15 protein-coding genes are annotated in these 13621 nt (G+C 48.7%); 4 read left to right on the top strand and 11 right to left on the bottom strand.

Features of this window, described 5'->3' with window-relative positions; genetic code table 11:
* Positions 1-332: 332 nt before the first annotated feature.
* Positions 333-1187 carry a 16S rRNA (cytidine(1402)-2'-O)-methyltransferase gene (rsmI, locus tag H6F93_RS19110; RefSeq protein WP_190683979.1) on the top strand — a complete coding sequence of 285 codons (855 nt, stop codon included), beginning with the start codon at positions 333-335 and terminating at the stop codon, positions 1185-1187.
* On the opposite strand, the gene H6F93_RS19105 is transcribed toward rsmI, so the two are convergent.
* From H6F93_RS19105 to H6F93_RS19065, 9 genes are all read right to left on the bottom strand, one after another.
* Positions 1173-2555, bottom strand: coding sequence for a (Fe-S)-binding protein (locus tag H6F93_RS19105; RefSeq protein WP_190683976.1), 1383 nt, complete (start codon positions 2553-2555; stop codon positions 1173-1175). The genes rsmI and H6F93_RS19105 overlap by 15 nt on opposite strands.
* Positions 2556-2571: 16 nt before the next feature.
* A complete protein-coding gene (locus H6F93_RS19100; RefSeq protein WP_242043527.1) occupies positions 2572-3906 on the bottom strand; it encodes an FAD-binding oxidoreductase in 1335 nt (444 codons plus the stop codon).
* A 44-nt stretch (positions 3907-3950) separates the two neighbouring features.
* On the bottom strand, positions 3951-4226 hold the full coding sequence (locus tag H6F93_RS19095; protein ID WP_190683972.1) for a UBP-type zinc finger domain-containing protein: 276 nt from the start codon (positions 4224-4226) through the stop codon (positions 3951-3953).
* A 103-nt stretch (positions 4227-4329) separates the two neighbouring features.
* Positions 4330-4668, bottom strand: coding sequence for a HepT-like ribonuclease domain-containing protein (locus tag H6F93_RS19090; protein WP_524537969.1), 339 nt, complete (start codon positions 4666-4668; stop codon positions 4330-4332).
* A gap of 11 nt (positions 4669-4679) precedes the next feature.
* Positions 4680-4973, bottom strand: a complete 294-nt coding sequence (locus tag H6F93_RS19085) for a nucleotidyltransferase family protein (RefSeq protein WP_190683966.1) — start codon at positions 4971-4973, stop codon at positions 4680-4682.
* A 137-nt stretch (positions 4974-5110) separates the two neighbouring features.
* Complete coding sequence (locus H6F93_RS19080; protein ID WP_190683962.1) at positions 5111-5770, bottom strand: hypothetical protein; 660 nt, start codon at positions 5768-5770, stop codon at positions 5111-5113.
* Between the two features lie 155 nt (positions 5771-5925).
* Positions 5926-7656 (bottom strand): serine/threonine protein kinase, encoded by a 1731-nt coding sequence (locus H6F93_RS19075; protein WP_190683959.1) that lies wholly within the window; start codon positions 7654-7656, stop codon positions 5926-5928.
* 6 nt (positions 7657-7662) lie between these two features.
* Entirely contained in the window at positions 7663-8118 is a 456-nt protein-coding gene (locus H6F93_RS19070) for a hypothetical protein (RefSeq protein ID WP_190683956.1), read from the bottom strand.
* Positions 8119-8158: 40 nt separating this feature from the next.
* Positions 8159-8854 (bottom strand): hypothetical protein, encoded by a 696-nt coding sequence (locus tag H6F93_RS19065; RefSeq protein WP_199313827.1) that lies wholly within the window; start codon positions 8852-8854, stop codon positions 8159-8161.
* Positions 8855-9068: 214 nt separating this feature from the next.
* Here H6F93_RS19065 and H6F93_RS19060 point away from each other — a divergent pair, with 214 nt between their 5' ends.
* Complete coding sequence (locus H6F93_RS19060) at positions 9069-9584, top strand: GNAT family N-acetyltransferase (protein ID WP_190683954.1); 516 nt, start codon at positions 9069-9071, stop codon at positions 9582-9584.
* Positions 9585-9805: 221 nt separating this feature from the next.
* Positions 9806-10930 (top strand): M20 family metallopeptidase, encoded by a 1125-nt coding sequence (locus H6F93_RS19055; protein WP_190683951.1) that lies wholly within the window; start codon positions 9806-9808, stop codon positions 10928-10930.
* A gap of 77 nt (positions 10931-11007) precedes the next feature.
* On the opposite strand, the gene H6F93_RS19050 is transcribed toward H6F93_RS19055, so the two are convergent.
* Positions 11008-12654, bottom strand: a complete 1647-nt coding sequence (locus H6F93_RS19050) for a tetratricopeptide repeat protein (RefSeq protein WP_190683949.1) — start codon at positions 12652-12654, stop codon at positions 11008-11010.
* 48 nt (positions 12655-12702) lie between these two features.
* Here H6F93_RS19050 and H6F93_RS34730 point away from each other — a divergent pair, with 48 nt between their 5' ends.
* Complete coding sequence (locus H6F93_RS34730) at positions 12703-12825, top strand: hypothetical protein (protein WP_277882866.1); 123 nt, start codon at positions 12703-12705, stop codon at positions 12823-12825.
* Between the two features lie 5 nt (positions 12826-12830).
* Here H6F93_RS34730 and H6F93_RS19045 read toward each other — a convergent pair whose 3' ends face one another.
* A complete protein-coding gene (locus tag H6F93_RS19045) occupies positions 12831-13412 on the bottom strand; it encodes a hypothetical protein (protein WP_242043526.1) in 582 nt (193 codons plus the stop codon).
* Positions 13413-13621 lie beyond the last annotated feature (209 nt).

The raw sequence follows: 13621 nt of genomic DNA, 5'->3' as shown, positions 1-13621 counted from the left end.
ATGAAGCTATTTTTTAAGCAATGTAAGGAAAAGAATTTTCAAATTTTTAAAACCGTTCAGCCAAGTTCCACGTATAAGCATTATGGTTAGCAGATCTTTAAAACCGCGCAGCGGAGCTTTGCCTTGTTGAAAGCTTCAACAAACCAACAACGAGGCTCAGCGAAATCAGTATCTTCTCAGTAAATAAAACTTTACTTAAACAGGTGCTTTTACAGGTTTTGAGAACGGAGATTCGCGATTTTAGCTTTTAGCAAGCTTCAAATCACTAGGAATACTGAGAGATTAAGCAGTTTTCAGCGTTTCTCATTCTCACTCTGAGCTACGATGCCTACATGCACGGCACTCTGTATGTAGTAGGAACCCCGATCGGCAACCTGGAAGATATGACCTTCCGGGCAGTGCGAATTTTGCAAACGGTGGATGCGATCGCCGCCGAAGACACTCGCCACACCGGTAAACTGCTCCAACATTTTCAAATTTCTACACCGCAGGTCAGCTATCACGACCACAATCGCCACAGCCGGTTGCCCGAACTGCTAGAGCGGTTGCGTCAGGGCAAGGCGATCGCCCTCGTGACCGATGCCGGAATGCCAGGAATTTCCGACCCCGGATACGAACTGGTAAAAGCCTGTGCCGATGAGGGAATTGTAGTGGTGCCTATTCCGGGAGCCAGTGCAGGAGTGACAGCGCTTAGCGTGTCGGGTTTAGCGACCGATCGCTTTATTTTTGAAGGCTTTTTGCCCGCCAAAGGACAGGAACGACGCGATCGCCTGGAAGCTTTGCAGACCGAGGCTAGAACGCTGATTCTGTACGAATCTCCCCATCGCTTGCGGCAAGCCCTGAAGGATCTGGCAGAGGTGTTGGGAACCGACCGAGCGATCGCTCTGGGACGGGAATTGACCAAACTGCATGAGGAAGTGTGGCGCGGCAGTTTAGAGGAGGCGATCGCCCATTACAGCGATCGAGAACCTCAAGGGGAATTCACCCTGGTGATCGCCGGAAACGAACTGGCAGAGCCACTGTTGTCAGAGTCAGCCCTGAGAGCAGAATTACAGCACTTGTTGAATCAGGGATTGTCGCGATCGCAAGCCAGCCGACAGCTTGCTCAAAAAACGTCCTTGTCCCGTCGTCAAATTTATCAGTTAGCCTTAGCAATCCCGGATGCCGAGGATTCAAAGTTGCTCTAGTTTCACGCCACGGATCGAGTAATCTAGCAGGCGAATTGGATGCATCAGCGGCACGGTTTTGCCTTGAAGCTGGAGGTGCTTTTGAATTTGCAATGAGCAACCGGGATTTGAAGAGGCAATCAGTGTCGCGCCTGTGTTGAGTAAATTCTGTACCTTTTGCTGCCCTAACTCGTCTGCAACTTCGGGTTGCAGCATGTTGTAAACGCCTGCACTGCCGCAGCAAAGAGCCGCATCTATCGGTTCTCGAAGCTGCACATTCGGAATTTGACGCAGAAGCTGACGCGGTTGCAGGCTGATCTTTTGCCCGTGCAGCAGGTGGCAAGCATCCTGATAAACAAGCGTTAAAGGTGCGTCAGTGAGGGGAGAAAGTTTGGCGGTGAGTCCGATCGCTCCCAAAAACTCCTGAACATCCTTCACTTTGCTGGCAAATTCATGCGCCTTCTCACGGTAGTCAGGGTCATCTTGAAGGATGTGACCGTATTCCTTCAGCGTATGTCCGCAGCCTGCGGCATTAATAATGATTGCGTCTACGTCTGTGCCTTCAAAGCTGTCGATCATCTGGCGGGCGATCGCCTGTGCCTGTTCTTCCTGTCCCTGGTGTTGCGGCAGTGCCGCACAGCAACCCTGAGATTTGGGAATGACCACCTCACAGCCATTAGCGCTGAGGACTCTGGCTGTCGCTTCATTCACTTCTGAGAAGAATAACCGCTGTACACAACCCAAAATCATTCCCACTCGATAGCGCTGTTCTCCCTGCGCTGGAATTACAGTCGGTAATGTGTCTTGAAATGATTCGGCAGTGACATTAGGCAACAGAGATTCCATTGCAGCGAGTCGTGGCAAGAACCGCTGGAGCAATCCGGTAGAACGCACTAGCTTTGGCAGTCCTAGCTTCTGGTAAACAAATAGCGGCACCAGCAACCACCGCAGGCGATTAGGGTAGGGAAATAAGGAAAAGATGAGTTGGCGGAAGAGGCGATCGCCCAGTGAACGAGGAACATTTCGCTCAACCTGGGGACGAGTCGCAGCAATCAACTGGTCATACTGCACTCCGGATGGACAGGCTGTGGTGCAGGCGAGACAGCCTAAACAAGAGTCAAAGTGTTGTGAAGTCGCGGTAGACAGCGGCGCTTCGTGATGATTAATAGCATTCATTAAATAGATTCGACCTCTAGGCGAATCCATTTCCTTGCCAAGCACGCGATAGCTGGGACAGGTCGTCAGGCAAAAGCCGCAGTGGACACAGGCATCAACCAGTTTTTGGTCGGGCGGATGTTTGGCATCAAAGCTGGGAAAGGAGTCCAGGTTTTGATTGTCCAGGTTTTGATTGAATTGATCAGCAGGTTTGGTTGGGTCTGAAGTGTTCATTTGGCAATCGCACCCCTCAAATGTTGCGGATAAGACGATGGGGACTGAGCAAATTCTGTGGATCAAACTGTTGTTTTAATTTCTGCATCCACTCCAACGCACTGCCTGAATAGCCCCAAACGTCAAACTGCTGTTTGAGCGATTGTGGAGCCGATAACACTGTGAGAAAACCACCCTGAGATTCACAAAGTTGGCGAATTTTGAGCAGCGTTTCAGGAGTCGCGTCCCCACTCATTTTAAGTTTGCCTAAGCCGCTACTTGCATGAATCGTGGCGATCGCCTCGGTCATTTCACTCTGCCTGATTTCACTCACTTTTGCTAAAGTTGCGACTGCGTTGGTGGGCAATATTCCTATCTTGCAAATAATCACGGGTTCAGCAGCAGTATCTTCAAATCTTTCTGGTAATTTGTGCCATAAATTGGACTCATCATCATCGGTCAACTCTTCGCCCTTTAAGTCTAACGCTTGACCCACTTCTAGAAGTTTGGCCGCTTGCTGTTCGACGCTGACCGCAATTCCTTGAAAGCGGCTGACCAATCCCATGCCCTGACCTAGCTGTAGCTGAGCAACAGTACTGTCAGAAAGTAGCTCGATCGCTGTAGGAGTCAGGGCTGAAGCTAATAGCGTTTGGGTTGCCTGGGCGATCGCATCTGGCGTTCCCGTAAGAATGACCGTTTGAGAGGCAGTTGACAGCGGATATACCCGAAATGTCACCTGATTGATGATTCCCAATGTCCCATAAGACCCGGTGAACAGCTTCATCAGGTCATAGCCTGCGACGTTTTTCACAACTCGCCCACCTGCCTTAGCAATTTGCCCATCCGATCGCACAAAGGAAAGCCCGATCAGCATATCTCGAATGCCACCATAACGTTGGCGCAAGGCACCCGTGTCGGCAGTGGCAACAATTCCTCCCGAGGTCGCCCGATCGGAATAGGTGGGGGCGATCGCCAAAAATTGCCCTACCTTTGCCAGCGTCGCCTGAAGCTCTGCAAACCGCATTCCCGCTTCCGCTGTAACAGTGAGATCCCCTACCGCATGATCGATCAAACGGTTCAGTTTCGCTGTACTTACCACTATCTGAACGCCTTCTGCCAAGCCGCCCCAGTGCAATTTGCTGCTAGAGCCGCAGGGCAAAACACGCCAGCGATTTTGACTGGCGCAGGTCATCACTTCTGCTAGCTCTGCTGGAGTTGCAGGATAAATCACACAGTCGATTTGAGTACCAGGAACCAGAGCTGCGCTAATTTGAACCTGCTGCTCGGAGTTCAAGCTTTCCCAAGTAGAAACCCCAACGGAGCCGACAATTTTCTCAAACTGAGAGGCGATCGCACTCATTCGTGCAGCCAAATTACAACCCGCTCATCTTACAACTGATTGAGGGCTGCGATGTATCAATATTGCTGCATTTGCTTATCGACAAAACACCATAGCCACTGTTCCCCCAGTTCTGCTGAACTAATGATGGGATGCCCAGTCTCCTCGTAGTGACGACGGGCGTGTTGATTTTTAGAAGAGTCGCAGCACAGCATCTTACCGCAGCTTTGGCAGATTCGCAGATGCACCCAGCGATCGTTTGTCCGAATGCATTCTTCACACCGAAACATTGGATAGTTAGCTTTCGGAATTAGGTTGTCTGGGGTGATTTGACCGAGATGTTGGCAAGACATAGGAGTTAGGTATTGGAATGCTTGCAATTCTATAAGGAATTTGAGCAATACAGCGTTGTAGTTTGGTAGCAAATCTAAACTGAGGAGAAGTGGTGGCGATCGCTTAAATCTGACCTTGCAAATCAGCTAAAACTTTGGAAATCATTATTTTTAACTGTGGTACGTCTTCCAGAACTGCTTTCCAAACAATTTCTATATCTGTATTGAAATAATCGTGAATTAGTTTGTCTCGCATTCCGGCAATATCCCGCCAAGGAATATCAGGGTATTGATCTCTCACAGAATCTGGTATTCGCTTTACCGCTTCACCGATAATTTCGATTGCCCTTGAAACCGCAAAGATTTTTTCCAAATTGCTTGAAAAAGCCTCAAATTCGATCCCTGCTGTGAATTGCTCGATCGCGACGACAGCATCCAAAATATCCTGTAAATAATCCTCCACTTGCCGCCTAGTCACAAGTAAACAACCTCTGCCAAAATTCGTTCTCCAATGCGAGGTTTCAAGCCAGATTTATGCACTAGATCGACTTTGATTCCCAGATTGTCGCTGAGATAATTCTCTAGGTTAATGAACTTCAAAAGACTTGGTATTTCAGAGAACTCTACTAGCACATCCACATCGCTAGTTTCTGTTTGTTCTTGCCTGACGTAAGAGCCAAAAATTCCTAACTCTTCAACTTGATAACGTTCTTGCAATATTGATTTGTGCTGTATAAACCATTGCTTGATTTCCTCTAGAGTTTTCATGATGCCAGTTTCCAAAGGGCTAAGCACTGTAATTAATCTAGCCTAATTTGTCTTGAAACCAAACTTCATCAGATAATGAATTGTCAACAAATGAATGTTAAGTTTATTTCGAAAACTGGATTGTAAAATACAATTTATCAAGTCACTTTAGTGAGGATGATTTGCTCTCGTTCTGCGGCTTCTTTGAAGCAAGTTTTGAACGCTTGAACGGTTTTGTGGAATTCTTCTAAGGAAACTGGATCACCGTGAAAAGCATCAGAATGATGAAGCAACTCATTCACTTCAATTTGGTTCAGCACTTGAGCGATCGCCCTTACCCGATTTGAGCTAAGATATCGAAGATCTGAACCAGGTTGAATCCGTTCGCCTCCCCACACGGCTTCATAAGCAAATTCAGCATCTAAGTCAGGAAATTTTACCTCTAAATTTTGCAATATGGCTGAATAAACTTGTTCATGCATTCTCCTATCCAGCCAAACTTCCTGATGAATAAGGTATGGATTATCTGCTTTTAATTGGTTTAAAGATTGTTCCAGTAGGGTGCAATACGATTCAAGTTCATCCTCAGATTGAAAGCCGTTCTTCCAAAAATCCTTCATTACCCCATAATCTTGTTTGAGTTCATCCACTGGGCTTGGGAAGTACTCAGAATTAGTCACGGTAAATGGAGTAAACCAGTGAAACATGCTGCCTCCACAACCCCATAACTGGTCAATCAATGCTAGCAGGAGTTGATTGGCACAAATTTGTTCAAAGAACTCAACAGGTATGGCTTGCTTCCGAACAGAATGTCCCATTGCTGTGCCTCACTCTAACCTTGATACGACCAAGATGCTAATGCTTTGCTTTGAGGAGATCGTTCAAGTTATTCAGGGATACTAAGTAATAATTCAGCAATTACCTTTCCTATTCTTCAGTCTAGACACTTTATTTGAGACTTCAAACTTACAGGTTAATGCAAATCTTCTTCCCAGATGCCAATGTAAATCCGATCGCTATCATTTCGTTCAATCACGCCTTCCAGGTTGCCAGAGGTGAAGGAAAAATCGTTGCGTTGGCGATCGCGAATTTGGCTTAGGGCTTGCTCAATTTCTTCGGTCGATCTGCCGTTGAGCATTCCGTTTAGGGTCACCCGCATCATCAGCGGATCGACGGATTGGGCAAAGGAGGCTTCGGTTTGGCGAATGCGCTCGGTGCTTTTGTCGTAGATGTAGGCAAGGGTGACTTGGTTGGGCACCAGTTCGTATAGGTCAGAACGGGTGTTGGGCCAGTAGCCGTCTCTAGAGCGAGTTGGCTCACCGAGTAAACTCTGCACCTCAGATATTGATGTGCCTGTAGCAAATCCAGGAACGCTGCGGTCGGATAATGCAGCGGCAGTTCCTTGCTGACTTTGTGACGGTGAAGGTTCTGGGCTGGGTTCTGGAGTCTCTGCGATGGGTGGTTCTGGCTCTGGCTCAGGTTCTGGTGAAGGAGAAGCTTCTGGGATGGGTGACAGTTCGGTTGGTTCGGGTGGAGAAAAGTCTATCGGGGTTTCGGTGGGGGTTGGCTCTGGAGCCTGGGCGGTCTGGGGCGATCGCGTCACAATTGCACTGACTCCGCCAACGATGGCAGCGGCGATCGCCACTCCGACTAACAGCAGAGGTGCCATTCGGTTTGAGCGTTGAGGTTTTTGAACTGGGGGAATAGCTGCTGCCGTTTTAGCAGGAGTTCCGACCGTTCTTTTAGCGGGGCCAACTGTAGCTGCACCAGGAGCTGGGACAGCCCGATTCACCTGGCGTGGCGCGACCGCTACGGTTGCTGCGGTCGTCGGGGAAGGGGGAATATCTGGATTGGGAATAGCTCCGTTTTCCCCTGCAGCCATTCCAATAGCTGAGGAAGTTGGCAGCAACGTTAGCCATTCTGCGACGGTTGCTGGACGATATTGCACCTCGACTGCCATGCCTCGTAAGACAGCCTGACTGACGGCGGGACTAATTTGAGGTTGCAGCTCACGGGGTGCTGGCAGGGTTTGGCGGGTTCTCAAAACTGAGGCGATCGGCACAGTTGCGGTGAGCAAGGCGTATAGCGTTGCTGCCAAACCATAAACATCGGTGGCAGGAGTGCGTTTTTCCTGCGACATATACTGCTCAATTGGCGCGTAGCCGACCGACACCAGGCTGGTATGGGTCTGAGTGGTGCCGGGGGTAAACTCGCGGGCAATGCCAAAGTCAATTAGCACCACCTCTTGAGTACCCTGGCGTAAAATAATGTTTTGCGGCTTTACGTCTCGGTGCAGCAAACCATTTTGGTGAACCACCTGTAAGGCGGCTCCAATCTGGCGAATGTAGTGAATGGCGATCGCCTCTGGCAATGGATGATCAGGAAAGACGACTTCTTCCAACGTTTGACCGGGAATGTAGTCCATTACCAGATAAGGGATGCCCTCTTCGGTAAAAAAGTCATTCACCCGCACAATATTGGGATGAACACACATCGCCAACCGCCGCGCCTCATCGCGAAATTGTCGCTCTAGTTCGGCAAACTGTGGGATCTGATGGCTGGCTGGAGTAAGGGTTTTGATCACCACCGCTTGCCTCAAATCTCGATGCACGGCCTTGAAGGTGATGCCAAACCCACCCTGTCCTAAAGGCTGCTCCAGAATATATTTGCCGTCTTGCAGCGATTTGCCTACTAGCGCGTTCATTACCCTTTAGTTGCTCTCATCCGTTGCATTTGCTTCATCTGCCTGATCCTGATCACAGACGAATTGCAACACCTCTGCGGAACTGCTGCCCCGCATGGGTTGCGCTAGTCGCCCATTGTCATCATAAACGGCACGGTGAATCACCTGTCTACCTCTACCATGAACGGTAATGCGTCTGAGCCGTGATACCAAGCTGGTGCAATCTACTGAACGGTAAACCAGTGCGCCATAGACGGGCTGTTCTAGCTCGACTCCAACAAAGGCGTTGTTGGGTTCCTGAAAGTCTCGATATTCCCAATACCAGATGATGCCTTCTCGGTTTTCGATGGAGTTACGATCGACCAGAAAGCGATCGCCCACCTCATTCTCTGTAACCTCAACCCAATCTTCTACAGCCAGGGCAACAGGGGCAAAGGAAACTACTGCACACAGGGCGGTCAAACCAATCAATAACCGTTTCATATTTTCAGTGAATGAGTGAACCAAAATGAATTGCTAATTGCTATTGAGCACGAGAATCTTGATAATCTTCGACGTTTTCGATTGCTTGCTCGGCGTAAGAATCATCCGGTCGTTCGTCCAAAGCCCTTCTGAAATAGAGCAACGCCGTCCCAAACTCTCTCGCTTGCGTTGCGGCATAGCCTGCTCGCATGTAGCGATCGTAGTCAGAGTCCTGAGGGGCGCGCTGTTGTGGCGTTGCAGGCTGAGCAGGTGTAGTGGGTGCAGCCGCAGCCCGTCCTTCCTGCTGTTGATAAGCAGTTACGACTCGCTGCACATAGTCTGAAATTTCGGCGCTGTTATATTGTTCTGGGTCGCCTCGCATCCACCAAGCGGCAGACCGACGCACTGCCAGCAGTTCGTTATTGTTGCTGGCACGATATTCATCTTGCAGCACGTCACGCATGACGCAGGTGACGACACTTCGGGCTGCATTGGGGTCAGCTTCAAACTGGGCTGGAGTTAGCTCTCTGCCCAGACAGGATCTTGACCAGCGGGGAATATTGGCTCCCATGATTTGCCAGTCACTATATAAACCGTCATTGGCGTTGCCCGTTTGGGGGGATGCCTGGCGCAACGCTTCGACCAACGCCGCAACTTGTCCATTTGAGACTTGAGCCTGTGCGGGCAGCATTCCCAAACCCAGTACAAATCCAAGACTTCCAAGGCTAATCAGGAGTTGGCTAAATCGTAACCGCATAGATTGAGTCCTACAAACCGTAGGCAGCTTCGATCCTCACAGTGAAGTGCGATCGCCATGTCCACCAAAGGGTCGAATGGATGCCTACACTACAAACAACATCATAACTCTGTCCCTCTTCGATGCACCCCTAACTCAGTAGAGCTTTAAAGTAAGAATTGAAGTACGAATTTTTAGACAATACTAGTTTCCAGCCGTTGACTCAGGCAAAGGGATGATCAACCCAGTATTTGAGACTCAGAGATTGCAACTGAGTCCCATTTTAGAAGAAGAGCTTGATGTCCTCCACAAAATCTTTATTGACCCGTATGTGAGAAGGTATTTGTGTGATGACGAGGACTGGTCTTTGCAGCAGGTTGAGGAAATGTTGAGTGAGAGTCAAAAGCTCTTTAACGAGAAAAACTTTGGGCTTTGGCTAATCAGAACTAGAGATAATGAGGAAGTTATCGGAATGACGGGTTTGTGGTACTTCTTTGAGGAGGAGCAGCCCCAACTGGTTTATGCTTTGCTGCCTCAGGCAACTAAGAAAGGCTATGCAACCGAAGCCGCAGCCAGGATGCTGGAGTATTGTTTTGACGAACTTGGCTATCAGTATCTTGTGGCAAGCTGCGATCGCCCAAATCTAGAATCTCGCAGAGTTGCAGAGAGAATCGGTATGAAAGAAGTAGAAGAGAGAATCGTAAATGGCAATCCTCTCACGTTTTTTAAGGTTGAGCGGAGTAAAACTTGATTTCAAGCTCGTCAATCAGGCTTTAAACTCGTAAACCTATTTCTATTTACGATTCCTGGCAAAGATACTAGCGTTAGGGCGATCGCCTGGACATCCGATATTGGGCTCCATTGGTGATCAGAAGTCCTCACCACCTGGGAAGGATACAGCAAACTGTGGAAACAGGCGATCGCTTGGCTATGCAGACGGGATTGAACCCTATACGGACTTTATCAAAATTAATGACCAACCTCACGTCTCTCCCCCTCACCCGCCAACTGCTGTCCTTTAACACCACCAATCCACCTGGACAGGAGCGAGATTGCGCCAAATATCTGGCTAAGGTGCTGGAAGACATCGGTTTTCAAACCTGCTGTTATGAATTTGCGCGCGATCGCACCACTGTTGTCGCTCACCTCAACGGGGAAAAAGAGCAATTACCCATTTGCTTTACCGGACACATCGACACTGTGCCGCTCGGAGCAACCACATGGGAAAAAGATCCCTTTGCGGGTGAAACCGAAGCAAACAAACTCTACGGCAGAGGATCTTCAGATATGAAGGCTGGCATTGCTGCTATGGTCATTGCCGCTTCCCGTTTTGCCCAGCAGCCCGGCAGAAAAGCAGGAATGAAATTAATTTTGACGGCAGGTGAAGAAACTTGTTGCGAAGGCGCGTATCACCTGGCAGGGCTAGGAAATGTCCTGGGTGAAGCAGGCACCGTGATTGTGGGTGAACCCAGCACCAACTACCCCTGGATTGGACATAAAGGAGCCGTTCGCTTTGCCATTCGCACTAAAGGAATTACGGCTCACGCTTCCATGCCAGAACTGGGAGACAACGCCATTTACAAGGCGGCTCAGGTGATTCTCAAACTACAGTCCTTTGAATTTGGCATTGAGCCTCATCCCTTCTTAGGAAAACCAACTTTAAACGTCGGAACCATTACTGGTGGGCAAAACATTAACTCAGTTCCCGATGAAACCACAATTGGAGTCGATATTCGCACCATTCCAGGACAGGATCACCAAGCTATTCAACAGCAACTCCAAATGCTTTTAGGTGAAGAGGTTGAAATTACTTGCCTTAATCAAGCTCAAAGTGTTGCAACAGAACCCTCTCACGACTGGATACAAACCATCTTTGAGATTACTAAACCCTATCTGGATACTGCCCCAGTTACTAAAGGAGCTTCTTACTTTACGGATGCGTCTGTATTCACCCCTGCGTTTGGTCATCCACCCACTGTGATCTTGGGCCCTGGAGAACCTACAATGGCCCATAAAACCAATGAGTTTTGCTACGTTTCAAAAATTGAGGAAGCAGTTGAAATCTATACTCATATTGCAGAACGGTGGTGTAGCTGAGCAGCAGGAGTTCCTATTTTTGTAAGAACTCATTCCGTCAAAGTCGCATTGCAGAATTAAATCTTCTCTCAGTGGAGTTAGTCAATCCCTATCTTTGACGAAAGGTGAAGCGCATGATTGTAGCTGGCGATTGCCTCCTCATGTTGTTCCAAAGCGTGTAAAACTTTGCTCCGCTCTATCCACAGATCAGCGTCATTGCTCTGAATTTGAATGGCTTGATCAAGAGCAGCTAACGCCCGTTCGGGTTGCATCAGATGGAATAAAATGAGTCCCCTCAAATACCAGGACTGATAAAGGTCAGGATTCAAATAGATTGTCTTGTCGATAATGGTGATCGCCTCTTCGTAGCGACCCAAGTCAAACAAGACCTGGCTCAGGGCATACCCAATTGCCGCCTCGTCAGGAGCCAGTTCCTTTGCGGTTTGATAAGCAGTTAACTCCTCTTCGTAGCGCTGGAGTTGCCCTAAAGCCAAGCCGCGATTGAGCCAGGGGAGGTAATTATTGGAATGGAGGGCGATCGCCCGATCATAGGCAGCGATCGCTGCCTCATACCGCTCTAAGTGACGCAAAACATTTCCCCGTCGAATCCAGGTGTGAGCGTGATCAGGGTGAAATTTCAGCAGCCGATCGTAAGTAGTGAGTGCTTCCTCATATCGCTGAAGTTGGGTCAACAGTTGTCCGCGCAGTGACCCAAAATTGAGCGAGTCGGGTTGATATTGCATCGCGTGATCATAGGCAGCGATCGCTTCCTCATACTTCCCCAGCTCCGCTAAGGTGTTTCCCTTCATGTACCAGGCTCGGTAGCCTGATTGGTGTTGAATCGCGTGGTCGTAGTCAGCGATCGCCTCTTCATAGCGTTGTAGCCCCCTTAAAGCATTGCCCCGGTGATACCAGGCTTCGGCGGAAGTAGAAGATTTGCGAATCGCTTGGTCAAAAGCCGCGATCGCCGATTCATAGTGCTGCTGCTCCAAGAGTTGATAGCCCTGTTCTTGCCAGTGCTGGAGGGGTTTCGGCAGCACTCGTTGCACCACTACCCCAATCACAATTAAGCTGACCAGCATGGCTGCTGCCCATTGGTTGAATAGGTCATAGCCCGTCCAAGCCAGCTCCATTGGTACACCTAAGAAAGTGCTGACGGTCTCGACGGTCTGCCAAAATGCCCGATTCGCCTCTGGGCTAAACCACAATAAACCAAAGACAACAAAGACTCCATAGCGGCTCCAACCATCAAGCTGCGATCGCACGCCAGCAGGGAGCCAGGGTTCGATAATGCCATATCCATCCAGGGGTGGGATAGGCAGCAGGTTGAGAAATACCCCCGCCACCTGAAGGAGAATCAGAAATGCCAGTGCCTCCCAGATCCAGTGGTTGGGCACAGCGGGAGCGAGTCCTAGAAAAAATGGAAGGGCTAGCAGTAAGGTGACCAGGACACTGGCAGCCGGACCTGCGAAGGAAACGGCACTTTCCCAGGCGCGGCTCCGCAATCGCTTCACATCGATGTAGACCGCTGCTCCGGGTAAGGGAATGCCACCGATCAGCAAGAATACAAGGGGTAAGACCAAACTGTAGGAGAGATGAGTATATTTCAGCGGGTTGAGGGTCAAATATCCTTTCTCTTTGACCGAGGTATCGCCGCCCCAATACGCTACAACGGCATGACCAAATTCGTGCAGGCAAACCGATATAATCCAACCGACAAAGACGAAGACGGCAACCGAAAGCATAATCAATCTCTACCCTTCTTGCTAGTTGAGGGAAGAATTTGAGTATAAATGGTTTTCTATTCTCTTGCGGGAAGAACAAGAGGCGATCGCAATCAATTAGAATCGGTGGATGCGATCGCTGAATTACACAAGATTGCTCAACAAGTCAGAGGGCAAATTAAACGGATTTGATAGTACTACTCTTGTGTTTCTTTAGATTTAGTAATTCGTCTTCCCCAAGGCTTCAATGTAGAGATTGCAATGATCACGAACAGAAATGAGACTTGAATTGCTGATCCAACTAAAACTCCTTTTGCATCAAACACGTAAACAGAATTCTGAAATGCATTCAACCCCTCTGAGAGTGCGATTTCTTCAGCCTTACTGCCCCAGGGGAATAACCAAAACGTTCCGAAGACCACCAAGCCAGTTGTCAAAATCCACTTGGCAATGACCCAATAAAATTTGAAGAAGCCATAGTTAGTTTGCCAGCAAAGGAGGGTCGCAGTCACCACTGAACCAATTGCCGCAGGAATCACAATCACATCATCAAGCAAATTGATCGCTGAATTTAGGGCAAAGAGAATGTCTGAGTTCACGGTGTTCTGGTTTCTTAGCGAAATTAGAAACATACTGAGAACTGTGCCAGTCCAGAGTGCCGCACAGCCAATGTGAAAGGATAAAATCCAATTCTTTTGTTGAAGGCTTAGTTTGAAAGATTTTTTCTTTTGCGCTGCATCAGGTTTGAGTAAGCTCTCATTGGTTTCAACTATTGTCATTGAATACTCCTTCTTGGCATGATGAATCATCCCCTCAGAGAAAACCTAAATGTTAGGGTAAATTGTTTGGCGTTGCTAAAGATGATTCACAGGTATCCATTCTCCTGTAAGGGCGTTTCGCGAAACGCCCTTACGAAATTCATGCATCAGATCAGCAATACCAAATGTTTCTCCAGGTGGGAATGTGATGAGTGTAGCGATCGCCCCTC

Source organism: Leptolyngbya sp. FACHB-671 (genome assembly GCF_014695745.1).
Lineage (GTDB): Bacteria > Cyanobacteriota > Cyanobacteriia > Elainellales > Elainellaceae > JAAUTN01.
This window is presented reverse-complemented; position numbering and strand designations above follow the sequence as displayed.

What these genes read in the sequence shown, in the direction of transcription:
- H6F93_RS19055 (WP_190683951.1), top strand. Translation starts at nt 9,806, where the DNA reads ATGACCAACCTCACGTCTCTCCCCCTCACCCGCCAACTGCTGTCCTTT.
- H6F93_RS19105 (WP_190683976.1), bottom strand. Translation starts at nt 2,555, where the DNA reads ATGAACACTTCAGACCCAACCAAACCTGCTGATCAATTCAATCAAAAC.
- H6F93_RS19065 (WP_199313827.1), bottom strand. Translation starts at nt 8,854, where the DNA reads ATGCGGTTACGATTTAGCCAACTCCTGATTAGCCTTGGAAGTCTTGGA.
- H6F93_RS19050 (WP_190683949.1), bottom strand. Translation starts at nt 12,654, where the DNA reads ATGCTTTCGGTTGCCGTCTTCGTCTTTGTCGGTTGGATTATATCGGTT.
- H6F93_RS34730 (WP_277882866.1), top strand. Translation starts at nt 12,703, where the DNA reads ATGGTTTTCTATTCTCTTGCGGGAAGAACAAGAGGCGATCGCAATCAA.
- H6F93_RS19070 (WP_190683956.1), bottom strand. Translation starts at nt 8,118, where the DNA reads ATGAAACGGTTATTGATTGGTTTGACCGCCCTGTGTGCAGTAGTTTCC.
- H6F93_RS19045 (WP_242043526.1), bottom strand. Translation starts at nt 13,412, where the DNA reads ATGACAATAGTTGAAACCAATGAGAGCTTACTCAAACCTGATGCAGCG.
- rsmI (WP_190683979.1), top strand. Translation starts at nt 333, where the DNA reads ATGCACGGCACTCTGTATGTAGTAGGAACCCCGATCGGCAACCTGGAA.
- H6F93_RS19075 (WP_190683959.1), bottom strand. Translation starts at nt 7,656, where the DNA reads ATGAACGCGCTAGTAGGCAAATCGCTGCAAGACGGCAAATATATTCTG.
- H6F93_RS19080 (WP_190683962.1), bottom strand. Translation starts at nt 5,770, where the DNA reads ATGGGACATTCTGTTCGGAAGCAAGCCATACCTGTTGAGTTCTTTGAA.
- H6F93_RS19095 (WP_190683972.1), bottom strand. Translation starts at nt 4,226, where the DNA reads ATGTCTTGCCAACATCTCGGTCAAATCACCCCAGACAACCTAATTCCG.
- H6F93_RS19085 (WP_190683966.1), bottom strand. Translation starts at nt 4,973, where the DNA reads ATGAAAACTCTAGAGGAAATCAAGCAATGGTTTATACAGCACAAATCA.
- H6F93_RS19060 (WP_190683954.1), top strand. Translation starts at nt 9,069, where the DNA reads ATGATCAACCCAGTATTTGAGACTCAGAGATTGCAACTGAGTCCCATT.